The 25,248-nt window shown below is 65.1% G+C and carries 20 protein-coding genes, 1 other RNA gene and 1 riboswitch; of the genes, 20 read left to right on the top strand and 1 reads right to left on the bottom strand.

What is annotated here, in order from left to right:
- The first annotated feature begins 14 nt into the window (after nucleotides 1–14).
- The 3 genes from rnpB (at nucleotide 15) to AC1ROB_RS10285 (ending at nucleotide 4,336) form a co-directional block, all read left to right on the top strand.
- Nucleotides 15–413, top strand: an RNA gene (rnpB, locus tag AC1ROB_RS10275) — RNase P RNA component class A.
- Between the two features lie 31 nt (nucleotides 414–444).
- Nucleotides 445–630, top strand: a riboswitch (cobalamin riboswitch).
- A 123-nt stretch (nucleotides 631–753) separates the two neighbouring features.
- Nucleotides 754–2,901 carry a TonB-dependent receptor gene (locus AC1ROB_RS10280; protein WP_492971273.1) on the top strand — a complete coding sequence of 716 codons (2,148 nt, stop codon included), beginning with the start codon at nucleotides 754–756 and terminating at the stop codon, nucleotides 2,899–2,901.
- A 4-nt stretch (nucleotides 2,902–2,905) separates the two neighbouring features.
- Nucleotides 2,906–4,336 carry a PepSY domain-containing protein gene (locus AC1ROB_RS10285; protein WP_492971272.1) on the top strand — a complete coding sequence of 477 codons (1,431 nt, stop codon included), beginning with the start codon at nucleotides 2,906–2,908 and terminating at the stop codon, nucleotides 4,334–4,336.
- Between the two features lie 15 nt (nucleotides 4,337–4,351).
- Here the strand turns inward: AC1ROB_RS10285 and AC1ROB_RS10290 are convergent, their stop codons facing one another.
- Nucleotides 4,352–4,900, bottom strand: a complete 549-nt coding sequence (locus tag AC1ROB_RS10290; protein WP_493000524.1) for a hypothetical protein — start codon at nucleotides 4,898–4,900, stop codon at nucleotides 4,352–4,354.
- 306 nt (nucleotides 4,901–5,206) lie between these two features.
- Between AC1ROB_RS10290 and AC1ROB_RS10295 the strand changes: the two genes are divergently transcribed.
- The 17 genes from AC1ROB_RS10295 to lpxC all read left to right on the top strand — a co-directional run bounded on the left by AC1ROB_RS10295 (nucleotide 5,207) and on the right by lpxC (nucleotide 25,244).
- The gene (locus AC1ROB_RS10295) at nucleotides 5,207–5,668 is read left to right on the top strand and encodes a division/cell wall cluster transcriptional repressor MraZ (RefSeq protein ID WP_492971270.1); all 462 of its coding nucleotides are present in this window, start codon (nucleotides 5,207–5,209) and stop codon (nucleotides 5,666–5,668) included.
- Complete coding sequence (gene rsmH / locus AC1ROB_RS10300) at nucleotides 5,665–6,684, top strand: 16S rRNA (cytosine(1402)-N(4))-methyltransferase RsmH (protein ID WP_492971269.1); 1,020 nt, start codon at nucleotides 5,665–5,667, stop codon at nucleotides 6,682–6,684. Before AC1ROB_RS10295 ends, rsmH begins: the two co-directional genes overlap by 4 nt.
- Entirely contained in the window at nucleotides 6,681–7,208 is a 528-nt protein-coding gene (gene ftsL / locus AC1ROB_RS10305) for a cell division protein FtsL (RefSeq protein WP_492971268.1), read from the top strand. The genes rsmH and ftsL overlap by 4 nt, the downstream gene beginning before the upstream one ends.
- A 1-nt stretch (nucleotide 7,209) precedes the next feature.
- Nucleotides 7,210–9,075, top strand: a complete 1,866-nt coding sequence (locus AC1ROB_RS10310) for a peptidoglycan D,D-transpeptidase FtsI family protein (RefSeq protein ID WP_492971266.1) — start codon at nucleotides 7,210–7,212, stop codon at nucleotides 9,073–9,075.
- Nucleotides 9,062–10,552, top strand: a complete 1,491-nt coding sequence (locus AC1ROB_RS10315; RefSeq protein ID WP_492971265.1) for a UDP-N-acetylmuramoyl-L-alanyl-D-glutamate--2,6-diaminopimelate ligase — start codon at nucleotides 9,062–9,064, stop codon at nucleotides 10,550–10,552. The genes AC1ROB_RS10310 and AC1ROB_RS10315 overlap by 14 nt, the downstream gene beginning before the upstream one ends.
- Nucleotides 10,552–11,982 (top strand): UDP-N-acetylmuramoylalanyl-D-glutamyl-2,6-diaminopimelate--D-alanyl-D-alanine ligase, encoded by a 1,431-nt coding sequence (locus AC1ROB_RS10320; RefSeq protein ID WP_492971264.1) that lies wholly within the window; start codon nucleotides 10,552–10,554, stop codon nucleotides 11,980–11,982. The genes AC1ROB_RS10315 and AC1ROB_RS10320 overlap by 1 nt, the downstream gene beginning before the upstream one ends.
- 15 nt (nucleotides 11,983–11,997) lie before the next feature.
- The gene (mraY, locus tag AC1ROB_RS10325) at nucleotides 11,998–13,083 is read left to right on the top strand and encodes a phospho-N-acetylmuramoyl-pentapeptide-transferase (protein ID WP_492971263.1); all 1,086 of its coding nucleotides are present in this window, start codon (nucleotides 11,998–12,000) and stop codon (nucleotides 13,081–13,083) included.
- A gap of 7 nt (nucleotides 13,084–13,090) precedes the next feature.
- Complete coding sequence (murD, locus tag AC1ROB_RS10330; protein ID WP_492971262.1) at nucleotides 13,091–14,479, top strand: UDP-N-acetylmuramoyl-L-alanine--D-glutamate ligase; 1,389 nt, start codon at nucleotides 13,091–13,093, stop codon at nucleotides 14,477–14,479.
- The gene (gene ftsW, locus AC1ROB_RS10335; RefSeq protein WP_492971261.1) at nucleotides 14,476–15,600 is read left to right on the top strand and encodes a putative lipid II flippase FtsW; all 1,125 of its coding nucleotides are present in this window, start codon (nucleotides 14,476–14,478) and stop codon (nucleotides 15,598–15,600) included. The genes murD and ftsW overlap by 4 nt, the downstream gene beginning before the upstream one ends.
- Complete coding sequence (murG, locus tag AC1ROB_RS10340; protein WP_492971260.1) at nucleotides 15,597–16,754, top strand: undecaprenyldiphospho-muramoylpentapeptide beta-N-acetylglucosaminyltransferase; 1,158 nt, start codon at nucleotides 15,597–15,599, stop codon at nucleotides 16,752–16,754. The genes ftsW and murG overlap by 4 nt, the downstream gene beginning before the upstream one ends.
- On the top strand, nucleotides 16,751–18,187 hold the full coding sequence (gene murC / locus AC1ROB_RS10345) for a UDP-N-acetylmuramate--L-alanine ligase (RefSeq protein WP_492971259.1): 1,437 nt from the start codon (nucleotides 16,751–16,753) through the stop codon (nucleotides 18,185–18,187). The genes murG and murC overlap by 4 nt, the downstream gene beginning before the upstream one ends.
- Nucleotides 18,187–19,113: a UDP-N-acetylmuramate dehydrogenase gene (gene murB / locus AC1ROB_RS10350; protein WP_492972206.1), complete on the top strand. Its 927-nt coding sequence runs from the start codon at nucleotides 18,187–18,189 to the stop codon at nucleotides 19,111–19,113. Before murC ends, murB begins: the two co-directional genes overlap by 1 nt.
- Entirely contained in the window at nucleotides 19,110–20,024 is a 915-nt protein-coding gene (locus AC1ROB_RS10355; RefSeq protein ID WP_492971258.1) for a D-alanine--D-alanine ligase, read from the top strand. The genes murB and AC1ROB_RS10355 overlap by 4 nt, the downstream gene beginning before the upstream one ends.
- Nucleotides 20,012–20,935: a cell division protein FtsQ/DivIB gene (locus AC1ROB_RS10360; RefSeq protein WP_492971257.1), complete on the top strand. Its 924-nt coding sequence runs from the start codon at nucleotides 20,012–20,014 to the stop codon at nucleotides 20,933–20,935. Before AC1ROB_RS10355 ends, AC1ROB_RS10360 begins: the two co-directional genes overlap by 13 nt.
- Before the next feature lie 33 nt (nucleotides 20,936–20,968).
- Nucleotides 20,969–22,210 (top strand): cell division protein FtsA, encoded by a 1,242-nt coding sequence (gene ftsA, locus AC1ROB_RS10365; RefSeq protein ID WP_492971256.1) that lies wholly within the window; start codon nucleotides 20,969–20,971, stop codon nucleotides 22,208–22,210.
- A 121-nt stretch (nucleotides 22,211–22,331) separates the two neighbouring features.
- On the top strand, nucleotides 22,332–24,116 hold the full coding sequence (gene ftsZ / locus AC1ROB_RS10370; protein ID WP_492971255.1) for a cell division protein FtsZ: 1,785 nt from the start codon (nucleotides 22,332–22,334) through the stop codon (nucleotides 24,114–24,116).
- A gap of 165 nt (nucleotides 24,117–24,281) precedes the next feature.
- The gene (gene lpxC, locus AC1ROB_RS10375; RefSeq protein WP_492971254.1) at nucleotides 24,282–25,244 is read left to right on the top strand and encodes a UDP-3-O-acyl-N-acetylglucosamine deacetylase; all 963 of its coding nucleotides are present in this window, start codon (nucleotides 24,282–24,284) and stop codon (nucleotides 25,242–25,244) included.
- The last annotated feature ends 4 nt before the right edge of the window (nucleotides 25,245–25,248 follow it).

The raw sequence follows: 25,248 nt of genomic DNA on the forward strand, positions 1-25,248 counted from the left end.
CTCTGCGCCCGGTGCCAGACGGCTGGACGGCCGCGGCGTGTCAAAGCGTCGAGGAAAGTCCGGGCTCCACGGAAACACGGTGCCGGGTAACGCCCGGCGGGGGCGACCCCAGGGACAGTGCCACAGAGAGCAGACCGCCATCACGCGCCAATCTTTTCGGGTTGGAGCCTGATGGTAAGGGTGAAAGGGTGCGGTAAGAGCGCACCGCGCGACCGGTAACGGAAGCGGCACGGCAAACCCCACCGGGAGCAAGACCAAATAGGGATGGCGGCAGGCGCAAGTCTGCAGGACTGTTTTCGGTCCGCTATCCGGGTCGGTCGCGCGAGGTGTCCGGTAACGGGCATCCCAGAGGAATGGCCGTCCATCCCACGAAAGTGGGGGGACAGAACCCGGCTTACAGGCCGTCTGGCACCATTCATCCAATTGACAAGCAAAGTATCGCCGTGCAGGTTGCCCGGCGACGGTGCCCGCAAGGGCCTAACTGGGAACGCGGTTTGATGCCGTGGCTGCCCCTGCAACTGTAAGCGGAGAGTCTTTCGTCACAGAGCCACTGGGGCCGCACGGTCCTGGGAAGGCGGCGAAAGACAGCGACCCGCGAGCCAGGAGACCTGCCGTCATCCGTGGTCACACGCGATCACATCGGGCAGGGTGTTCCGGTGGGTAATCCATCGGTCGCCTGTTTATCCTCAGGGCATCGGCGGAAAACCTCGTTCGCGGTGACGTGCCACAAGGCCGACCGCATGAGGTTTTTCCATGGCCCGCTTCCCGTCACGCCGGACGCAATCTGTCCGCTTTTTCCGCTCGTTTTCCGGTTTCACCGCTGCTCTGCTGATTGCTGCGCCACTGGCGCAGGCCCAGGACACCGTCCTGCCACCGCTGACCGTGGGTGGCCAGCTGATCGAGGAGCCGGTCGGCCTGGACCTGACCGTGCCGACCGCCACCGGCAGCCGGCTCGGCCTTACCGCGCTGGAGACGCCGGCGAGCGTCGAAGTGATACCCGGCGAAACCATCCGCGAGCGTGGTTATACCAGCATCAATGATGCGGCCGCGCGCGCGACCGGCTTCAATTCCCTGGCCGCGCCGGGCAACGGCGGCACCAGCCTCGGCGTGCGCGGTTTCACCGGCCACAGTTCGGTGATGCAGTTGTATGACGGCACCCAGCTTTATGTCGGCGCCGGCACGGTGACGTTCCCTTTCGACACCTGGTCGGTCGATCGCATCGAGGTGCTGCGCGGCCCGGCTTCGGTGATGTATGGCGAAGGTGCCATCGGTGGTGTGCTCAACGTGATCCCGAAAAAGCCGAGCAAGACCTTTGAGAATGAAGCCCTGCTGGAATTCGGTTCCGACATGACGCGTCGCGCCGCCGCCGGCAGTGGGGGTCCGCTCGGCGGCAAACTGTTCTATCGTGCCAATATCAGCGGCAAGAAATCGGACGGCTGGGTTGATCGTGGCGAAAATGAAAGCCTGGCGCTGTCGATGGCGCTACGGGCTGAAGCTTCCGAAAATTTCGCCATCACCCTGTCGCATGATTATGGCTATCAGCAGCCGCAGCGCTACTTCGGAACGCCACTGATTAACGGGCGGCTGGATGAAAGCCTGCGCAAGAAGAATTTCAATGTTAGCGACAGCCTGATCGAGTATCGCGACAACTGGACGCGTCTGAACATGGAGTGGCAGGCGGCTGACAATATCAAGGTCAATAATACCACCTACATGCTGACCAGCGACCGCCATTGGCGCAATGCGGAAGGTTACACCTATAACGCCGCGACCGGGAATATCGGGCGTACCAGCTATCTCGAAATCCTGCATGACCAGCAGCAATACGGCAATCGCAGCGATCTCGCTGTCGATTACAGCGTGCTGGGGATGAAGAACCAGACTGTGGTCGGTTTCGACGTGAACCGTATCGATTTTCGTCACGTGAATGACGGTACGAATGGTTTCAGCAGTCAGGTCAATCCTTTCGGTTTTAATCCGGGGTTTTATGGTCAGGGCAATTTCATTCCGCGCTATGATACACGCACCGACCAGTATGCGATGTTTGCCGAGGACCGTTTGTCGGTCACCGATAAATGGTCGCTGATCGGTGGACTGCGCTACGACAATATCGACATGCAACGCACCGATCTGGTCACGCCGGGAGCCAGTTTCCAGAAGGACTTCACCTCCATCAGCTGGCGTGCCGGCACCGTATACGACATTTTCCCCAATACGGCGCTTTATGGTCAATACGCCACGGCTGCCGACCCGGTCGGCGGCATCATCAGCCTGAGCTCCGCCAACACGAATTTCAAACTGGCGACCGGCGAACAGTATGAAGCCGGCATCAAACAGACCTTCATGCAGGGGCGCGGCGAATGGACTTTCGCCGGCTATCACATCGTCAAGACGGATATCCTGTCGCGGTCGCCTACCAATCCTGCGGTTACCCAGCAGGTCGGCGAACAATCCTCGCGCGGTGTCGAGGCTACGCTCGGTTTCGACCTGACCTCGGCCCTGCGGGTTGAGGCCAATGCTGCACTGCTGGATGCCCGCTTTGACGATTTCGTGGAATCGGTCGGTGGTGTTGCCGTATCGCGGGCCGGCAAAACACCGCCGCAGGTGCCCGAACAGCTTGCCAATTTCTGGCTGACCTGGAAGTTTGCTCCGGAATGGAAAGCGCTCGGTGGCGTCCGCTGGGTCGGGGAAACTTACAGCGACAATGCCAACACCCAGACACGGCCGGACTACATGGTGGTCGATCTCGGCGTGACCTGGCAGCCGGTGCCGCATGCCAGCGTGGGGCTGCGTATTTTCAACCTGTTCGACGAGGTTTATGCGGTATCTTCGTCGGGCACCACCCAATGGCTGCTGGGGGCGCCGCGCACAGCGCTGCTCACCACCACGATCAGGTTCTGATGCGATGAAGCGCACCCTCCGTCAGGTGCAGCGCTGGCTGTATCTGATCCATCGCTGGATCGGGATTGCCACCTGCCTGCTCTTCGCCATGTGGTTCTTTTCCGGCGTGGTGATGATCTATGTCGGATTCCCGGCCCTGACGGAGACCGAACGTCGCGCTCTGCTGCCCGTACTCGACGGGCAGCAGGTTCGCCTCTCGCCCAGCGCGGCGCTCGCCGCGGCCGGGCAGGGCGGCTGGCCACGCGCGCTGCGGCTGGAAATGCTGGGGGATGAGCCGGTTTACCGGGTCACTGCCTGGGACAATGCGCGGCTGACCGTATCGGCGCGCGACGGACGGCGCATCGAGGTCATCGACGCGGTTGCCGCCCTTGCAATCGTGCAGAGTGTAAGACCGGCGCCGCAGGCCACGGTCGAGCTGGAGGATCGCGACCAGTGGAGCGTCACGGCGCGCTACGATCCGCTGCGACCGTTCCATCTGGTCTCGCTCAACGATGCTGCCGGCACACAGCTTTACGTTTCGGCGCGCAATGGCGAGATCGCGCTGGATACCCGGCGCAGCGAGCGCTTCTGGAACTGGCTCGGCAGTGTGCCGCACTGGATCTACCCCACCGCGCTGCGCGCCGATGCGCCGCTGTGGCGCGATGTCGTGCTGTGGATTTCCGGCATCAGCATTGTCGTGGCGGTGACGGGAATCTGGATCGGCATCCAGCGTCTGCGGCCCCAGCGCCGTTACAAAAACGGCGCCATGTCGCCCTATCGCGGCTGGATGCTGTGGCATCATTGGGCTGGCGTGATCGGCAGCCTGTTTCTGCTGGCCTGGATATTCAGTGGCTGGATTTCGATGAATCCGAACTACTGGTTCTCCGGGCGCAATACGGATGTTGCCGCACTGCAGCGCTATGCCGGTCATGGAGCGACGGATTTCCCGCTGGCCGTGGTGCCGGCTGAGGGTGTCGTCGAGATGCGGTTTCTCTGGATCGGCGGCCGGTCATTGGTCGTGCAGTATCGCGGCGACGGCAAGGCCATCGGCACAGCATTTGCGACCGGGGAGGTTTTCGCAGCCGCGGCGCAGTTGATGCCGCAGTCAAAGCCCGTGCTGCAGGCGGTGCTCACCCAGGAGGACGAATACTGGTATTCGCATCACACGCGGCGCCTGCTGCCCGTGCTGCGGATCGGCTTCGACGATCCTGACAGCACCTGGTTCCATATCGATCCGCTCACCGGCGATATCCTGACGCGGGTGGACGACAGTCGACGCAGCTACCGCTGGTTGTTCAACGCGCTGCACAGTTTCGATTTCGCAGGGCTGCGGCATGTGCCGCCGGCCTGGAAGCTGGTGATATGGATCACGTCGCTGGTTGGGCTGGCGATGTCAGTGACCGGTATTGTCATTGGCTGGCGGCATCTCCGTCGCAAAGCGGCCAGACGCCACTAGGCAAACGCCGTCAGGTCAGCGGCTCACCCGCAGCAGGAAGGCATCCGGCACCTGTTCCGGGCATTCGCTGAAATGCGGCTCGAAGATCGCCGAGAACCCCTGCTTCGCGCGGGTATCGAGGCAGAATTTCTTGCCTTCGCTTTTCAGCGCCAGGCCGCCGTTCTTGATGTCCCAGAGCTGCGGCAGCTGTTCCAGCATCTCGTTGTTGAGTGCACAGGCGGAGATCACCAGCAGCTTGGCGCGCGGCTCCATCGCCAGGCAGTAGGACGGATTGGCGGCGAAAAAGATCTGGTAGCCATCGGGCTGCAGCGGCCGGCTGATGAAAAAGCCCTGCGTCAGGTTGTCGATATTGAATTCGCAGGGCGACAGCAGGGCGGTGGCGCGCAAGCGGCGCACATCGTTGTTCATCAGCTGGGCGGTGATGCACTGGTTGTTGGCCGTGCTGGCGACGACGGCGAACCGCTTCAGCTGCGGCGCATCGCGCGGCAGGAATTCGTTGACGGCGGCGATCGCCGCCAGTGGAACCAGCAGCGCTACCAGTGCGGCAAGGAACGCCGAAGCCAACCTATCCGTAAGGTTGCGGCCTGTTTTGACCATTGTCACACGCTCTCATGCCATCCCCGTAACGCCGTCCGGTGTAATGCGCGACGCAGCAAGAGACAAGAGATCTCTTGAGAACAAAAGAGAACATTAAGCGAAAATAATAGGATCGATCATGGCGCAAGTTGCGGAGAACATTGGCCCGACTCACCATAACAGACCGTTAATTTCCATTGACGCCCATATTATCCCATGCTACCCCATCTCATCCCAGGTTATGGCCACCCAAGGGGGGTGTTTCGTCCGGGATTGACCAGCAGGGGCGGCTGAGTGGAATTCTTCCTCTCAACCTTTCGAAACCGGATTGACGCCAAGGGACGGGTTTCCGTACCGGCGCCGTATCGCGCCCTGCTGACCCGCAAACATCCCGATGGCGGTCTGATTCTGGGCCCCGATATCGCTGCCCCGGCGCTGGTTGCCGGCGGGCGCGACTATCTCGATGGTGTCAACCGCCGCATCGACGAGCTGCCCGACCTGCATCCCGAGCGTGAGATGCTGATCGACGGCCTGCTGCCGTTTCTGAACGAGCTGAATCTCGACCAGGAAGGCCGCGTCCAGCTCGCGCCTCAGTTCCTCGACCATGCCGGCCTTGCTGCGCCGGGTGAGGCGGTCTTTGTCGGGCGCCGCCACAGCTTCCAGATCTGGGAACCGAAAGCCTGGGAGGCCCGCGCCGCCGAGGCGCGCGCCCAGGCCGCGGCTTACCTGCGCGGCGGAGCGGGGGCGGCATCGTGAGCCCGGCGGACCGTTTTCGCCCCGACAGCAAAAACGGCCATGAAAAAGCCGCAGGACAGGTTCATCTCTCGGTGATGCGGGCGGAAGTGGTTTCGGCGCTTGGCCCGCGCGCCGGCGACGTGCTTGTGGATGGTACTTTTGGTGCGGGTGGTTACAGTTCGGCCTTGCTGGCTGCGGCGGAGTGCCAGGTGATCGGCATCGACCGCGACCCCACCGTGCGCGTCCATGCCGACCGCATCGATGCCGCTTTCCCAAACCGTTTCCGTCTGCTCGAAGGTCGCTTCGGCGACATGGCCGCATTGCTGTCGGCGATCGGCATCGAGGCCGTGGACGGCGTGGCGCTGGATATCGGCGTGTCCTCCATGCAGCTCGACCAGGCCGAGCGCGGCTTTTCCTTCCAGCATGACGGCCCGCTCGACATGCGGATGTCGGATCGCGGCGAGACGGCCGCCGATATCGTCAACACCCGCGACGAAGCCGAGCTGGCCGATATCATCTATCTCTATGGCGAGGAGCGCCGCGCCCGTGCGGTGGCCCGCGCCATCGTCGCCGCCCGTGCGGAACAGCCAATCACCCGCACCAAGCAGCTGGTCGAGGTCGTCGCCCGCGTCGTGCGCGCCACGCCCGGCATCAATCCGGCGACCCGCACCTTCCAGGCGCTGCGCATCGTGGTGAATGACGAACTGGGCGAACTGAAGCGCGGCCTGGCCGCTGCCGAAAAACTGCTCAAGCCGGAAGGCCGGCTGGCAGTCGTATCCTTCCATTCGCTGGAAGACCGGGTGGTGAAGCGTTTTCTGGATCGCCGCAGCGGCAAGACTGTCGGCGCCTCGCGCCATCTGCCGCAGGCGACCGCCACCGAGCGTGCGCCATCTTTCGTCGCCATCCACAAAGGCGCCATGGCGCCGGGCGAGGCTGAAGTTGCCGCCAATCCGCGGGCCCGCTCGGCCAAGCTGCGCGCCGCCCGGCGCACGGCCGCGCCGGTCTGGCCCGACGACGATCTGCGGGAGGCTGCATGAGCCGCGGCCTGTCCCTGATCGCCCTGTTGCTGCTGGCCGTGGTGTCGTTCGGCCTCTACCAGCTATCCTATGAAGTGCAGCGTCTGGAAGACGAACTGATCGAGATGAATCGTGCGCTCAGCCAGGAGCGCGAGACCATTGGCGTGCTGCAGGCCGAGTGGAGCTATCTCAGCCGCCCGGAATATCTGCAGAGCAAGGCGCAGCGCCTGCTCGATATGCGCTCGGCCACCGCCAAAGACATTGTCGGCCTCGAGGCGCTGCCCTGGCGCCAGGATCGTGGCCAGCCAATGACCGGCGGCCAGCCGGCGCCGGCAAAACCGCCGGCTCTGCCGCCGATGGCGGCCCTGCCGGTCGGGCCGCCTGCCCAGCCGGCCGCCGCGCAGGCCGGCCTTCAGCCCGCCCCGCCTGTGCAGGTTGTCGCCAGGCCTGCTGCCGAAGCTGCGGTCGGTTTCGATTCCGAAGTGGCGGCCGTGCTCGGCGCGATGCAGCGCGGCACCGGCAAAGATACGCGGAGGGCCCAGTAACATGGCGCTGTTCCGTCGTTCGCCGAAAAATGCCAAGCCGCCGCAGCGTCCCATGCGCTCGCCCTGTACGCCCGCCGACATGCCGGGCAATCCGGCGCTGGTGCGCCTGGATGGCGCCGCCAAGCAGGCGCTGGATTCCAGCCGCGGCCGTCTGGTGATCGGCATCGGCCTGTTCTCGCTGGCCTTCGTGCTGCTGGCCGGTCGTCTGGTCGAACTGACTGTCATCCGTGGTGCGACCGAGCCGGCTGTGGCGCGCGGCGTCAATCCGGAACTGATCGCCAGGACGGCGCTGATGGAGCGCCAGCCGATTGTCGACCGCAGCGGCAATATGCTGGCGACCAACCTGAAGATCGCTTCGCTTTATGCCGATCCGCGCAAGGTGCAGAATCCGCAGCAGGCCGCGTTGCGGCTGGCCCAGGTGCTGCCCGAGTTGTCGGCCGGCGATATGGCCAACAAGCTGGCGTCGGGCAAGAGCTTCGTCTGGCTCAAGCGCGGCCTCACGCCGCGCGAGCAGTATGAGGTCAACCGTCTGGGTCTGCCGGGCCTGTATTTCCACAACGAACAGCGCCGCGTCTATCCTCAGGGTTCGCTGGCCGTGCATGTGCTCGGCTACACCGATATCGACGGCAAGGGCATCTCCGGCATCGAGCAGTATTTCGATGAGCAGCTGAAAGATCCCTCGCGCACCGGCGATCCGCTGGAGCTCAGCATCGATGTGCGCGTGCAGCATGTGGTGCGCGACGAGGTGGCCAAGGTCGTCGAGCAGTTCAATGCCATCGGCGGCGGCGGCATCGTCCTGGATATCCATACCGGCGAAGTGATCGCCATGGTCAGCCTGCCGGATTTCGATCCGGCCGAGCCCGGCACGGCCAGCACGGAGTCGCGGTTCAACCGCATCACGCTCGGCGTCTATGAAATGGGCTCGACCATGAAGACGCTGAATACGGCGATGGCGCTGGATTTCGGCACGGTCAAGCTGAACGGCGGCTACGATGCCAGCCGGCCGATCCAGATTTCGCGCTTCACCATCAAGGACGATCACGCTAAGAACCGCTGGCTCAGCGTACCGGAAATCTTCATGTACTCGTCCAACATCGGCTCGGCCAAGATGGCCGTCGATGTCGGTCCGGATCGCCAGCGCGAATTCATGACCCGCTTCGGCATGCTGAATAAGCCGGCCATCGAGCTGCCGGAAGTCGGTGCGCCGCTGGTGCCGCGCAACTGGAAGACCGTCGAGACCATGACGATTGCCTTCGGCCATGGCATGTCGGTGACGCCGTTGCAGCTGGCAACCGCCACGGCGGCCATCGCCAATGGCGGCGTGCTGCATCCGCCGACCCTCATCAAGCGCCCGCCGGGCCTGCCGGCGCCCGGCCGCCAGGTGATCCGCCGCGATGTCAGCGACACCATGCGCAAGCTTATGCTGCTGGTGGTGGACGAAGGCACCGGCAGCAAGGCGGCCGTGAATGGCTATCTGGTCGGCGGCAAGACCGGCTCGTCGGAAAAGGTCAACGCGCGCGGCGGCTATAACAAGAAAGCGAACTTCAACACCTTCGTCGCCGGCTTCCCGATGCATAACCCGCGCTACATCGTACAGATCATGGTCGATGAGCCGAAGGGCAACAAGAGCAGCTTCGGTTTCGCCACCGCCGGCTGGACCGCCGCGCCGGCCGCCGGCCGCATTATCAACCGCATCGCGCCGATGCTGGGCGTGCCGCCGGTGGACGAGAATTCACCGGCGCTGAAGCAGGCCATGTATGTGCCGATCCCGGGTCATCCGGTGCCGAATTTCAACGCCGCGCCCGCTGCCGTACCCGCGACAGCCGTGACGCCGAAGACGCAGGAGAAGAAACTTGCGTCTCAGTGATCTCTGCGCCGATCTGTCGCTCGATCCCCGTACTGCCGGGCTGGATATTGCCGGCCTGACGGCCGACAGTCGCGCCGTGCGCCCGGGCTATGTCTTCGCGGCGCTGAAGGGCACCCAGGCCGATGGCCATCGCTTCATCCCCGATGCGCGCGCCAAGGGCGCCGTGGCGGTGCTGAGCGATCATGTCGATCCGGCTTTTGCCGATCAGATCGCCTTCGTGACCGACAGCAATCCGCGCCGGCGTCTGGCGCTGATGGCAGCCGCCTTTTTCAATGCGCAGCCGAAGCATATCGCCGCCGTTACCGGCACCAATGGCAAAACCTCGGTGGCGCATTTCACCGCGCAGCTCTGGCGACATCTTGGCATCAAGAGCGCCAGCCTCGGCACACTGGGTCTGCATGGCGCCGGCATCGACGAGCCGGTGGCGCATACCACACCAGATCCGGTGCGCCTGCACGAGTTGCTGAATCTTGCCAAGACCGCCGGTATCGAGCATCTGGCCCTCGAAGCCTCCAGTCACGGCCTCGACCAGTATCGTCTCGACGGCATCCAGCCGCAGGCCGCCGCATTCACCAACCTGACCCGCGACCATATGGATTACCATCCGACGGTCGAGGCCTATTTCGCTGCCAAACTGCGGCTGTTCGACACGCTGCTGCCGCCCAAGGGCACGGCGGTGATCAATATGGATTCCGCCCTGGGCGTGCAGGTGGAAAACCTGTGCCGCCGCCGTGGCCAGCGCCTGATCCGCTATGGCCAGCTCGGGACGGAACTGAAATTGCTGGCCGCCGTGCCCCATACCGGTGGCCTGGATATGGAAGTCGAGGCTTTCGGCGTGCGCCGCACGGTCGATCTGCCGCTGGTCGGCAGTTTCCAGGCCGGCAATGTGCTGGCGGCGCTCGGTCTCGTGATCGGTTGCGGCGGTCATAGCGCCGAGACCTGGGATGTGCTCGCAAAGCTCGACGGCGTGCCGGGCCGGATGCAGAAGGCGGCGCAGCGCAGGAACGGCGCCAGCGTCTTTGTCGATTATGCCCATACGCCCGATGCGCTGGAAACCGTACTGAAGGCGGCCCGTCCGCATACCATGCAACGTCTGGTCGTTGTCTTCGGTTGCGGCGGCGACCGCGATCGCGGCAAGCGCCCGCTGATGGGCGAAGTGGCCACGAAACTCGCCGACCGGGTTTATGTCACCGACGACAATCCGCGCAGCGAAGATGCCGCCGGCATCCGCGCCGCGATCATGGCCGCCGCGCCGCGCGCCATCGAGATCGGCGATCGCCGCAACGCAATTTTCACCGCGGTGAAGGATCTGCAGCCGGGCGATCTGCTGCTGCTGGCCGGCAAGGGCCATGAACAGGGTCAGATCGTTGGTGCGGAAATCCGTCCCTTCGACGACCTGCTGGTTGCCCGCGAAGCCGTGTCTGCGATCGATGCAGGGTCTGGTTCGGGCAGCGCACCATACGGGGGTAAAGATTAATGGAAGCTTTCGCGCTCTGGACCTCCGCCGAAGCCGCGTCTGCCACGCAGGGCAACAGCGACGGCTTCTGGACGGCCACCGGTGTGTCCATCGACAGCCGCACGGTGGCCTTCGGCGATCTCTTCGTCGCCATCCGTGGTCCGAATTTCGATGGACATGTCTTCGTCGCCGATGCGCTGGCGAAAGGTGCCGCTGCCGCAATGGTCGACAAGGGGCCGGAAACGTTGCTGCCCGGCGCCAATCTGCTGAAGGTGAAAGACACGCTGCAGGGGCTGAACGAACTGGCGGCGGCCGCGCGTCAGCGCAGCGGTGCCAAGGTGATTGCGATCACCGGCAGCGTCGGCAAGACCTCGACCAAGGAAATGCTGCGTCACGTGCTGGCCGAGCAGGGCGCCACCCATGCCACGCTGGGCAACCTGAACAATCATTGGGGCGCGCCGCTCACGCTGGCCCGCATGCCCATCGACAGTCGCTTTGCCGTCATCGAACTGGGCATGAACCATGCGGGTGAGATCGCGCCGCTGTCGAATCTGACGCGGCCGCATATCGCCATCATCACGGCCGTCGAAGCGGTGCATCTGGAGAATTTCGCCAGCATCGAAGGCATTGCCGACGCCAAGTCGGAAATCTTCGCCGGCCTGGAGCCGGGCGGCATCGCCATCATCAATCGCGACAATGCCCAGTATGAGCGCGTGGCTGCGGCGGCCCGTGCTGCCGGCGCCGCCGAAGTCATCGGTTTCGGCGAACATCCGGAAGCGCAGGCGCGCCTGGTGAAATATGCCCCCAACAGTGCCTGCTCCTGCGTTGCCGCCGATATCCTCGGTCACCAGATGACCTTCAAGATCGGTGCGCCGGGCCGGCACTGGGTGCTGAACGCGCTCGGTGTGCTGGCGGCGGCCCATCTGGCCGGCGCCGATCTGGCCGAGGCCGGCATTGCGCTGGCCGGCGTTACCGCCCCGAAGGGGCGCGGCGAGCGCCATATGCTGGACTGGCGCGACGGCGGCAGCATCGAACTGATCGACGACAGCTATAACGCCAGCCCGCCGAGCATGCGTGCGGCCTATGCCGTCCTCGCCATGGCCAAACCCAGCAACACGCGCGGCCGCCGCATCGCCGTGCTGGGCGACATGCTGGAGCTTGGCCCCGATGCCGAAGCTGCCCATGCCGCGCTGGCCGACGATCTGGTGCGCGAGCAGATCGACCTGGTTTTTGCTTCCGGCCCGCTGATGCGCGCACTGTACGACCGGCTGCCGGCCCAGATGCGCGGCCATCATGCCGCCAATTCCATCGAACTGATCCAGCCGCTGCGCCGCGCTATCCGCAGCGGCGACGTGCTGCTGGTGAAGGGCTCGCTCGGCAGCCGCATGGGCAAGATTGTTGAAGACCTGTTGAATCCGGCGCCGCAGCCGCGCGCCGCCAACGGCTGGTAAGGAAAGTCTGTACGTATGCTGTATCACCTGCTGTATCCGCTGGCCGAGGACTTCAACATCCTCAACCTGTTCCGGTACATCACCTTCCGCACCGGCGGCGCGATCCTCACCGCCATGGTGCTGTCCTTCGTGATCGGCCAGCCGCTGATCGACTGGCTGCGCGCCAAGCAGGGCAAGGGCCAGCCGATCCGCGAGGACGGTCCGCAGGGCCATCTGGAGAAGCGCGGCACGCCCACCATGGGTGGCTTCCTGATGCTGCTGGGCATCGGCGTCGGCACGTTGCTCTGGGCCGATCTCACCAACCGCTATGTCTGGGTCGTACTGCTGGTCACGTTTGGCTTCGGCCTGATCGGTTTCTATGACGATTACCTGAAGGTCTCCAAGCAGAACCCCAAGGGCGTGCCGGGCAAGCTGAAACTGGCCCTGCAGGTCGTTATTGCCGGCATCGCCGCCGTCTGGATCAACCAGATCGCCGCCGCGCCGCTCAACACCAGCTTGGCTGTGCCGTTCCTGAAGGATGTGCTGCTGAACCTCGGCTGGTTCATGGTCCCCTTCGCCGCCTTCGTGATGATCGGTGCATCGAATGCCGTGAACCTGACCGACGGTCTGGATGGCCTGGCCATCGTGCCGGTGATGATCGCGGCTGCCAGCTTCGGTCTGATCTGCTACCTGGTCGGCAATACCGTCTTCGCCAATTACCTGCAGATCCACAATGTCGCCGGCGCCGGTGAACTGGCGGTCTTCTGTGGCGCCCTGGTCGGCGCCGGTATCGGCTTCCTCTGGTTTAACGCGCCGCCGGCCATGGTCTTCATGGGCGATACCGGTTCGCTGAGCCTGGGCGGCGCGCTCGGCACGGTCAGCGTCATCGTCAAGCACGAACTGGTGCTGGCCATCATCGGCGGACTCTTCGTGCTGGAAACAGTGTCGGTGATGGTGCAGGTCGCATCTTTCAAATTGACCGGCAAGCGCGTCTTCCGCATGGCGCCGCTGCATCACCACTACGAAAAGAAGGGCTGGAAAGAGCCGACCATCGTGATTCGGTTCTGGATCGTCGCGGTGATCCTGGCGCTGGCTGGCCTCTCTACCCTGAAACTGCGGTAAGCCACATATGATCGCGCTCACCCATACGGCAAAGCAGACCTGGGCAGTGTTCGGCCTCGCGCGCAGCGGGCTGGCCACGGCGCGGGCGCTGATTGCCGGCGGTGCGGAGGTGCGCCTGTGGGACGACAACGAAGCCTCGCGGGCCGCCGCCGCCGCCGCCGGTTTCCAGCCGATGCAGCTGCATGAAGGCGCGCTGGTCGGCTGCGCCGGTCTGGCGCTGGCGCCGGGCGTGCCGCTGACCCATCCGGTGCCCAACCAGGTGGCCGCCGCAGCGCAGCGCGCCGGTCTGGCCGTCATCGGCGATATCGAGCTGCTGCTGCGCGAACTGCATCCGGTGGTTTATGGCGTCACCGGCACCAATGGCAAATCGACCACCACGGCCTTGCTGGCACATGTGCTGAAGACGGCTGGCCGCAGCATCGCGATGGGCGGCAATATCGGCTTGCCGGTGCTGGATCTGCCGCGCTTCGAGACGGCGCAGGACGGCGTCTATGTGGTGGAAATGTCGTCCTTCCAGATGGACCTGACGCCCGGCTGGCAGGCGCAGATCGCCATCCTGCTCAACATCACGCCCGACCATCTCGACCGCCATGGCAGCATGGAGCGTTACGCGGCCATCAAGGCGCGCGTCTTCGCGGGTCAGAAAGCCGGCGACACCGCCGTGATCGGCATCGATGACGCACATTGCCGCGCGATTCACGCCAGCCTTGTTGCCGAGCAGTCCGGCCGCCGGATCGTGCCGGTCTCGATTCAGCGCGTGCTGGACGATGGCGTCAGCGCCGTGAACGGGCAGCTCTACGATAACGGCAAGCCGGTCTTTGCCCTCGACTTCTTGAACCTGCCCGGTGCCCATAACGGCCAGAACATCGCCTGCGCGTATGCCGCGGCCCGCGCTGCCGGCCTCGATGCCGATGCCATCCGCGCCGGTATCGCCAGCTTCCCCGGCCTGAAACATCGCCTGCAGCGCGTCGGCAGCATCGATGGCATTCCCTGCATCAACGATTCTAAAGCTACGAATTCGGATTCCACCGAGAAGGCGCTGTCTTCCTTTGCCGCGATCTACTGGATCGCCGGCGGCAAGGCCAAGGAAGGCGGCATCACCGGCCTGAAGCCGCTGTTCCCGCGCATCCGTCATGCCAGCCTGATCGGCGAGGCGGCGCCGGCCTTTGCCGCCACGCTGGGATCTGCGGTGCCGCATGCGCTCTGCGGTACGCTCGACAAGGCGCTCGACGACGCGCTGGCTGCGGCGAAGCGCGACAAGGCGACGGATGCCGTGGTGCTGCTGTCGCCGGCCTGTGCATCCTATGACCAGTTCAAGAGTTTCGAGCATCGCGGCGACGAATTCATCCGCCTGGTGCAGGCCCGCAGCGGTTTCGAACAGGGGGCCGCGGCATGATGACCTTTTCGCGCACCGATACCTCCATTCTCGGCCGCTGGTGGTGGACCGTCGACCGCTGGCTGCTGATCGCCATCGCCGTGCTGATTGCCATCGGCACGGTGCTCACGCTTGCGGCTTCGCCGGCGGTGGCCAACCGCATCGGCCTGACCAACTTCCATTTCGTGCAGCGTCAGCTGGTCTTCCTGGTGCCGGCCATGCTGATCATGATCGGCACATCGCTGCTCGATCCGGTCGGCATCCGCCGCGTCGCCATGGTGGTCTTCCTCGGCGCCCTGGTCGGCATGTGCCTCACCTTTGTCATGGGTATCGAGGTCAAGGGCGCCCATCGCTGGATTTCCTTCGGCGGCCTGTCGATCCAGCCGTCGGAATTCGTCAAGCCGGCCTTCGCCGTGGTTGCGGCCTGGCTGTTCGCCGAATGGCGCAAGGGCACGGGCTTCCCCGGCTGGGCGATCTCGACCGCGCTCTGCGGCCTGGTCGTCGGCGTGCTGCTGCTGCAGCCCGATCTCGGCATGGCCGTGGTGGTCTGCGCCGTATGGATGGCGCAATTCTTCATCGCCGGACTTCCGATTGTGCTGGTGCTCGGCCTCGGTGCCATGGGTCTGGCCGGCATCTTCGGCGCCTACCTGATCTTCCCGCATGTGGCCAGCCGCATCGATCGCTTCCTCGATCCAGCCGGCAAGGAGAATTACCAGATCGAACGCGCCATGGAGGCCTTCTCCAGCGGCGGCATCTGGGGCCGCGGCCCGGGTGAGGGCGCCGTGAAGAGCGTGCTGCCCGACGCCCATACCGATTTCATCTTCGCCGTTGCCGGTGAGGAATTTGGCCTGCTGGCCTGCCTGTTCATCGTCGGCGTCTTCGCCTTCATCGTGCTGCGCTGCTTCTCGCGCCTGATGACCGAGAATAACCTGTTCGTGCTGCTGGCGGCTGCGGGTCTCACAACGCAGTTTGGCTTACAAGCCGTGATCAATATCGGCGTGAACCTGCATCTGCTGCCGACCAAGGGCATGACCCTGCCATTCATTTCCTATGGCGGTTCGTCATTGCTGGCGCTCGCTTTTGCGATGGGCATGCTGCTGGCGCTGACGCGCTGGCGCCCGGATAACGGGGTGGTGCGATGAGCGCTGCCGAAAATCCGATCCTGCTTGCGGCCGGCGGTACCGGCGGCCATGTCTTCCCGGCCGAGGCGCTGGCCGCCGAATTGCTGCGCCGCGGCCATCGCGTGGGCCTGGTGACGGATACGCGCGGCACCGGCTTTGGCAAGACTCTGCCCGAACTACCGCTCTATCGCATTCCCGCAGGCACGCCGAGCGGTCGCTCCGTGATCGGTAAGCTGCTCAGCGTGGTCGAGATCGCACGCGGCGTCATCGCCGCCTTCAGCCTGTTGGCGCTGACGCGGCCGGTCGCCGTGGTCGGCTTCGGTGGTTATCCGGCGCTGCCGCTGCTGCTCGCCGCCAAGCTGAAGAAAATTCCCATTCTGATCCACGAGCAGAATGCCGTGCTCGGCCGCGTCAACCGGCTGGTGGCGCGCTTTGCCGCCCGCATCGCCACGTCCTTCCCGGCCACGCATTTCCTGCCCGCAGATGCGGCCGCGACTGTCACCGGCAATCCGGTGCGGCCGGCCATCCTGGCAGCCGCCGATATTCCCTATCATGCGCCAGAGCAGAATATCCGCATCCTGGTGATGGGCGGCAGCCAGGGCGCGCGCGTGCTGTCCGATGTGGTGCCGGCTGCCTTGGCCAGCCTGCCGGCCGATCTGCGCCGCCGCCTGAAGCTGCAGCAGCAATGCCGGCCGGAAGATCTGGCAGGCGTGCGCGCAGCGTATGACGCTGCCGGCATCGCCGCCGAGACCGCGGCTTTCTTCGCCGATATCGACAAGCGCCTTGCCACAGCGCACCTGGTGGTCAGCCGCTCGGGCGCCGGCAGCACCGCCGAGATCGCCGTGGTCGGTCGTCCGGCGCTGCTGGTGCCGTATGCCCATGCTATGGACGACCACCAGACCGCCAATGCCCAGGCGCTGGCCCAAGCCGGCGGTGCCATGGTGATCGCGCAGGACAAATTCACCGCCGAGCGCGCCGCTGCCGCCTTTGTCGAGCTGTTTGGCGATCCGGCAACGCTGGCCGCAATGGCGTCGGCCTCGCGCAGCGTCGGCCGGCCGCTGGCCGCCCAGGCGCTGGCCGATCTGGTCGAGCGCACTGTTACCGAGCAGCGCCAGCAGGCCGTCAAGGCCGCCGACGCCAGTAAAGATCACAGCATGAAGAGGACCGCGGCATGAGAGCGTTGCCGCTCGATATCGGGATCATCCATTTCGTCGGCATTGGCGGCATCGGCATGTCGGGCATTGCCGAGGTCATGCACAATCTGGGTTACCAGGTGCAGGGCTCGGATATCTCGGCGAACTATAACGTCAAGCGCCTGCGCGATCTCGGTATCACCGTCTTCGAAGGCCATCGCGAAGAGAATGTCGCCGCCGCCGAAGTGCTGGTGATTTCATCCGCCGTGAAGGCCGACAATCCGGAAGTGAAGGCGGCCCGCGCGCGCCTGATCCCGGTGGTGCGTCGCGCCGAGATGTTGGGCGAACTGATGCGGCTCAAATGGGCCATCGCCATCGCCGGCACCCATGGCAAGACCACCACCACCTCGCTGGTCGCTGCCCTGCTGGAAGCCGCCGGCATCGATCCCACCGTCATCAACGGCGGCATCATCAATGCCTATGGCACCAACGCCCGCCTGGGCGCAGGCGAGTGGATGGTGGTGGAGGCCGACGAGAGTGACGGCACCTTCCTCAAGCTGCCCGCCACTATTGCCGTGGTCACCAATATCGATCCCGAGCATCTCGACCACTACGGCACCTTCGACAAGGTGCGCGACGGCTTCAAGCAGTTCGTCGAGAGCATTCCCTTCTACGGCTTCGCCACGCTCTGCATCGACCATCCGGAAGTGCAGGCGATGATCGGCCGCATCACCGACCGCCGCGTGGTGACCTACGGTTTCTCGCCGCAGGCCGATGTGCGCGCGCTGAATGTGCGCTTCGATGCACGCGGTGCCATTTTTGATGTGCAGATCACCGACCGTAACCGCGGCGGCGATCCCAGCAGCATTTCGGATATCCGTCTGCCGATGTTCGGCCGTCATAACGTCCAGAATTCTCTGGTCGTGGTGGCCATCGCCCGCGAGATGGGCTTCGACGGCGAGGTGGTGAAAAAGGCGCTAGGCAGCTTCGGCGGCGTCAAGCGTCGCTTCACCATCACCGGCGAGGCTGGCGGCATCACCGTGGTGGACGATTACGGCCATCATCCGGTAGAAATCTCCGCGGTCCTTTCCGCCGCGCGCCTGGCCATCGGCGAACGCCCCGAGGCCAAGGTGGTGGCCGTTGTACAGCCGCACCGCTACACCCGCCTGCGCGACCTGTTCGAGGATTTCTGCAGCTGCTTCAACGACGCCGACACGGTGATCGTCGCCGATGTCTATGCCGCTGGCGAAGCGCCGATCGACGGCGTCAGCCGTGACGCCCTGGTCGAAGGCCTGCGCAACCGTGGCCATCGCCGCGTGCTGGCGCTGCAGTCGCCCGAGCAGCTGGCCGAACTGGCGAAGCAGGAGGCTTCCGCTGGCGACCTCGTGGTCTGCCTGGGTGCGGGCAATATCACCAGCTGGGCCAATGCGCTGCCCGGCGAGCTGCAGGCCCTCTACGACAAGGGGGCGGCATGATGGCTGCAGCGCAGATCCGTCACGACGACCTGATCGCCCGGCTGCCGGCCGTGCGCGGTCGGCTGTCGGCGGCTGCGTCGCTGGCCGATATCACCTGGTTCCGCGTCGGCGGCCCGGCGGAAGTGATGTTCCGTCCCGCCGACCGCGACGATCTGATCGGCTTCCTGAAGAACCGGCCGCAGGATGTGGCCGTCACCGTGCTGGGCGTCGGTTCCAACACGCTGGTGCGCGATGGCGGCATCGATGGCGTGGTGATACGGCTCGGCCGCGGCTTCGTCGAGATCGAAGCCGAAGGCGATGAGATCACCGCCGGTGCCGGTGCGCTGGATGTCAATGTGGCGCAGACGGCGCAGATGCATGGTATCGCCGGCCTGGAATTCCTGCGGGGTATCCCCGGCACGGTCGGCGGCGGCCTGCGCATGAATGCCGGCGCCTACGGCACAGAGTTCAAGGATGTGCTGCTCTGGGCCGAGGCCATCGACGATCACGGCAACCTGCATCGCCTTTCGGCCGCCGAGATGGGGTTCAGCTATCGCCATTGCGATGTGCCGGACGACTGGATATTCACCGCCGCCCGTCTGAAAGGCCGTGCCGGCGACAAGGCCGAAATCCAGACCCGCATGGACGAGATTCAGGCCGCCCGCGAAGGCAGCCAGCCGATCCGTTCGCGCACCGGCGGCAGCACCTTTGCCAATCCGGAAGGACACAAGGCCTGGCAACTGATCGACGCCGCCGGCGGCCGTGGCCTGGTGGTGGGCGATGCGCAGGTCTCTGAGCAGCATTGCAACTTCCTGATCAACCGCGGCAATGCCACGGCCGCCGATCTGGAAACTCTGGGCGAGACCGTGCGGGAAAAAGTGAAAGCGCAGAGCGGCATCGAGCTGCGCTGGGAAATCAAGCGTATAGGCAAGGAGTCCCGCGCATGAAAAACCATGTGGCGGTCCTGATGGGTGGCTGGTCGTCGGAGCGCGAAGTGTCGCTCACGTCTGGTCGCGCTGTCGCGAAAGCCCTGCATGAAGAGGGCTTCAAGGTCAGCGAAGTCGATGTCGACCGCGATGTGGCCACCAGGCTGGCGGCGTTGAAGCCCGATGTGGCCTTCAACGCGCTGCACGGCCCTTACGGCGAGGACGGCACCGTGCAGGGCCTGCTGGAACTGCTGGCCATTCCCTATACCCATTCCGGCGTGCTGGCTTCGGCTCTGGCGATGAACAAGCCGATGGCGAAAGACGTCTGGCGCAATCACGGCCTGCCGATGGCCGATGGCAAGGTGGTGCACCGCTCGGCCTTCACGGCCGGACCGGTCATGCCGTTCCCCTATGTGATCAAGCCGCTGAACGAGGGCTCGTCGGTCGGCGTGCATATCGTCTTCAACGGCGACAACTACCAGCCGCAGGACGATGCCACCTGGCATTTCGGCGAGCATGTGCTGGTCGAACAGTATATTCCCGGCCGCGAAATCCAGATCGCGGTGATGGGCGACCGCGTGCTCGGCGCCATCGAGATCAAGGCCCATGGCCGCTTCTACGATTACGAAGCGAAATACACCGATGGCAAGGCGACGCATCTGATGCCGGCGCCGCTGCCCCAGGACACCTACGACTATATCTGCGCGCTGGCGCTGAAGGCGCACCAGACGCTGGGCTGCCGCGGCGTCACACGCTCCGACTGGCGCTACGACGATATCGATGGCGGCACTGGCAAGTTCTATCTGCTGGAAATCAACACCCAGCCGGGCATGACGCCGCTGTCGCTGGTGCCGGAAATCGCTGCCCATAGCGGGGTCACGTTTGGCAAGCTGGTGCGTTGGATGGTGGAGGACGCCTCATGCGATCGCTAGTCGTCCTACCCGAAGATCGCCCCTGCGCCCCTTGTGCGCCGATGCTGCCGCCGGCGCGCCCGAAGGGCTATTGCCGGCCGCTGCCGCCGGCGCGGCGCAGGCCCAAGTCGGTGCTGTGGCGTCGCATCAAACAAACTCTGGCGGTTCTGCTGCTGACTGGCCTGGTCGGTGGCGGCAGTTATGTCTGGTTCAGGACCGATCTGCCGGCACAGGCGCGTCTTGCTGCTCAGGACATCATTGGAGAAGCCGGCGCCACCATCGACATGCGGCTGGGCGAGGTCAATCTGCAGGGCCGCGTGCACACGCCGATCAATGCGCTGGCCGAAGCGGTTGGCGTCGAGCGCGACGAGCCGATCCTCAGCCTCGATCTGGACGCCGTGCGCCGCCGCGTCGAGACCCTCGGCTGGGTGAAGCAGGCCACCGTCTGGCGCCAGCTGCCGGATACCCTGCATATCGAGATCGTCGAGCGCGAGGCCTTTGCCCGCTGGCAGATCGATGGCCGCGTCTACCTGATCGACACCGATGGCAAGGTGCTGGAGGAGGGCGACCGGCCCGATTTCCATCACCTGTTCCTGCTGGTCGGGGCCGGCGCTTCCGACAAGGCGCATGACCTGCTGGAGATGCTGCAGAGCGAGCCGGTTCTGGCCAGCCGCGTGGTGAACGCCATCCGCGTACGCAATCGCCGCTGGGATATCGAATTCGACAACGGTGTTGTCGCGCGGCTGCCGGAAGACAACCCTGCCGCTGCATGGGCACGACTGATCGATCTGGAGCGCAGCCACGGGCTGTTGCGCCGCGACATCAAGGTGGTCGATCTGCGTCTCGATGATCGCCTGATCGTACAGATGAACCCGGAAGCCGATGCGCCGGTACCGGTGACGACCCATAAGAAGACCGGAAAGCGCACATGACGAACCGCATTGGATGCGAGGGGAAGTAGGACCATGGCTGTATCGCGCAATGGATTGATTGCCGCTCTTGACATTGGCTCGTCCAAGGTCTGCTGCTTCATCGCCCGGTCCGATGGCGGCGCATTGCGGGTCATCGGGATCGGGCATCAGCTGTCGCGCGGCCTGCGCAACGGCAATGTGATCGATATGGACGGCGCCGAACAGTCGATCCGCGCCGCGGTGGAAACTGCCGAGCGCATGTGCGGCGAAACCATCCGCGACGTCTTTGTCAGCGTCAATGCCGGTAATCCGCAGTCGCACAGCGTCGGCGTCGAAGTCGCCATCGACGGCCACGAGGTCACCGATCATGATGTCGGCCTGGTGCTGGACCAGGGCCGCCGCCACGAACATGCCGGCGACCGCGAGATCGTCCATTCGATCCCGGTCGGCTACACCATCGACGGTTCGCGCGGCATCAAGGACCCGCGCGGCATGGCCTGCGAACGGCTCGGCGTGAACATGCATGTGATCACGGCCGGCTCCGGCCCGTTGCGCAACCTGTCCACCTGCGTCGCCCGCGGCCATCTGCGCATCGCCGGGCGGATCGTCTCGCCCTTTGCGGCCGGCCTGGCCTGCCTGGTCGAGGACGAGATGGACCTCGGCGTCACCCTGCTCGACATGGGCGGTGGCACCACCAGCCTGGCGGTCTTCTACGACGGCCAGCTGGTACATGTGGATGTCGTGCCGCTGGGCGGCCACCACGTGACCAACGATATCGCCCGCGGCCTGTCGACCCCGCTGGCCCATGCCGAACGCCTCAAGACCCTCTATGGCACGGTCCTGCCGAGCCCGTCGGATGACACCGAGACCATCGATGTCCCCCAGGTGGGCGAGACCGACGACCATGCCCATAACCAGGTGCCGCGCTCCATTCTGACCGGCATCATCAAACCCCGACTCGAAGAGACTCTGGAACAGGTGCGCGAGCGACTCGTGCAGTCCGGATTCGAGAAGCTGGCCGGCCGCCGTGTGGTGCTCACCGGCGGGGCCAGCCAGTTGCAGGGCGTGCGCGAGCTCGCCGCCCGCACGCTCGACAAACAGGTGCGTCTGGGCCGCCCGATCCGGGTCGGCGGCCTGGCTGAAGCGACCGGCGGCCCGGCCTTCTCGGCCTGCGCCGGACTCCTTTCGTACGCACAGCAGCAGACGGCTGAACGAGTCATTCGCCTGCCCGAACCTGAACCTGCACCCAACGGCGCGATGTCACGAATCGGCCGCTGGTTGCGTACAAATTTCTGAGCCGTGAATCGCGTGGCCAAGATGATGATCAAAATACTCAGCATCCACGCGGTTTTTACGATGTCACTTGCATCGCGCGGTGACATTGGTAATTGCAACAGTTGAACCCTTGGAGGAGAACATGGGGATTAATCTGACCATGCCGACTACGCGAGAGCTGAAGCCCCGCATCGTCGTCTTTGGCGTCGGCGGTGCCGGCGGCAATGCAGTGAACAACATGATCGCCGCCCAGCTTGAGGGCGTCGAGTTCGTGGCTGCCAATACCGACGCCCAGTCGCTGAACATGTCGCTCACCGATCGGCGCATCCAGCTGGGCACCGCCCTGACCCAGGGTCTGGGCTGCGGCGCCCGGCCGGAGGTCGGCCGCGGCTCGGCGGAAGAATCGATCGAACAGATCCTCGAGCACATGCAGGGCAGCCACATGGCCTTCGTGGCCGCGGGCATGGGCGGCGGCACCGGCACCGGCGCCGCCCCGGTCATCGCCCGGGCTGCCAAGGAAATGGGCATCCTGACCGTGGGCGTGGTCACCAAGCCGTTCTCGTTTGAAGGCAGCCAGCGCATGAAGCTGGCCGAGGCCGGCATCCGCGAGCTGCAGCAGTATGTCGACACGCTCATCATCATCCCGAACCAGAACCTGTTCCGGGTGGCGAACGAAAAGACCACCTTCGCCGACGCCTTCAAGATGGCCGACAACGTCCTGCAGTCGGGCGTGCGCGGCATCACCGACCTGATGGTGATGCCCGGCCTGATCAACCTCGACTTCGCCGACGTCCGTTCGGTGATGAGCGAGATGGGCAAGGCCATGATGGGCACCGGCGAGGCCGAGGGCGAGCATCGCGCCATCGAGGCCGCCGAGCGCGCCATCGCCAACCCGCTGCTGGACGATATCTCGATGAAGGGCGCCCGCGGCGTGCTCATCAATATCACCGGCGGTCCGGACCTGACGCTCTTCGAGGTTGACGAAGCCGCCAACCGCATCCGCGAGGAAGTGGATCCGGAAGCCAATATCATCGTCGGTTCGACGCTGGACGCCCATATGGAAGGCCGCATGCGGGTTTCCGTGGTCGCCACCGGCATCGATGTTGTGGCCCAGCAGGCCGGTCAGCCGCAGACCTCGCCGAGCCTGCGTCTGGTGACGCCGCCGCAGGCCAAGCCGATCGCCTTCGGCGGCATGCCGCGCCCGGCCCAGCCTGCGATGCCGCAGCCTGCAATGCCGCAGACCCAGCCGGTCGTGGCTCAGCAGGCTGCCGTCATGCAGGCCCCGGTCATGGCGGCGCCGCAGCCGATGACGGCCGGTGCCACCGCCCTGGCGATGCCGGAGCCTGAGCTTGCGCCCGCCGTGCGGCCGGAAGTGAACTTCGAACTGCCGCCGCCGGCGCCGCTGCCGGACGCGGCGATTGCACCGCTGGCTCATCCGCTGGCCGATGCCTCTGTCGCCGTCGCCGCTGCGCCGGCGATGGAGTTGCAGCAGGCGCGTCCCTTCGCGGCGCAGTTGGCCGAAACCCAGGCAGCCCAGGCCTTCGTGCCACCGGCTGCCCAGCAGATGCCGGCGCGTGCGCCGGAGATGCTCCGCCAGCCCGATCCCTTCGCCGAAGCCGACATGGTCAACAAGCCGGCCGAGCCGAAGAAGAAGGCCAGCCTGTTCGATCGCATCACCGGTGCGGCGCGCCGCGCCGAGGCCGAACCGCAGACGGTCATGCGTCAGGCCGAGCCGCAGTTCAGCCGTCCGGCTGCGCCCGTGGCGCCGATGCCGCAGCCGCAGCAGGATGCCGTCGCGCAGGCCCCGGTTCAGCCGGCGCCGCGGCAGGCCGATCTGGGTCTGACAACCACGGAACGGCCGGCCCCGACTCGCCAGCAGGACGACCTGCTGGACATCCCCGCTTTCCTGCGCCGACAGGCCAATTAGGCGGCCGAAAAACACTGCCGGATCAATGGTTTGACTAGGTCCGGCAGCGTTACATCTGGTTACATAGAGTGATTTGTTGTTCCCGGGGGTGGTTGTTACAACCATCCCCGGTTTCGTTTGTGCGCGCATCTGTCCGATTCGCGATCTGGTTCAAGGAGTTCCCGTGTGCTGAACACCGGTAAGATTGCCCAGAAGACGCTGAAGAACCGCATCAAGTGCTCGGGCATCGGCCTGCACAGCGGTGCCAAGGTCCATATGGTGCTGAATCCGGCTGCGCCCGACACGGGTGTGGTGTTCCGCCGAGTCGATCTGCCGGGCCGTCCGCTGGTGAGCGCCCGCTTCGACCAGGTCACCGATCTGCGCATGTGCACCACGGTTGCTGCCGGTGAAGGCGTCTCGATCGGTACGGTCGAGCATCTGATGGCCGCGCTGGCCGGCCTGGGCGTCGACAATGTCCTGATCGACATCGATGGTCCGGAAGTGCCGGTGATGGACGGCTCAAGCGCGCCCTTCGTCTTCCTGATCGAATGCGCCGATGTGATCGAGCAGGTCGCCCCGCGCCGCTATCTCAAGGTTCTCAAGGCCGTGGAAGTGCGCGATGGCGCCGCCAGCGCCTCGCTGGTGCCGGCCGAAGGCTTCAGCATCGATTTCGAGATCGAGTTCGCCAACAAGATGATCGGCCGCCAGAGCGCCGAGTTCCAGCTGGAACCGGGCCGCTTCAAGGCCGATATTGCGCGCGCCCGCACCTTCGGCTTCGTGCAGGAAGTGGAACAGCTGCGCGCCATGGGCCTGGCCCGTGGCGGTTCGCTGGAGAATGCCGTAGTCCTCGGCCATGACCGCATCCTCAACGACGACGGCCTGCGCTACGACGACGAGTTCGTCCGCCACAAGATTCTCGACGCCCTGGGCGACCTGTATCTGGCCGCTGCGCCGATCATCGGCCGCTACGAAGGCCGTCGTTCGGGCCATGCCCTGAACAACAAACTGCTCAAGACGCTGTTCGCCGACCAGAGCGCCTATGCCTGGACCACCCATACCAAGGCCCGCGAGACCGCCCGTCTCATGCCGGCTGCAGAGATGGGCGGCGCGCGCCAGCGTCCGGCCATCGCCGCCGAGGCTGCGCTCTAAGCCG

The organism is Ferrovibrio sp. GW821-FHT12F09 (assembly GCF_058806775.1).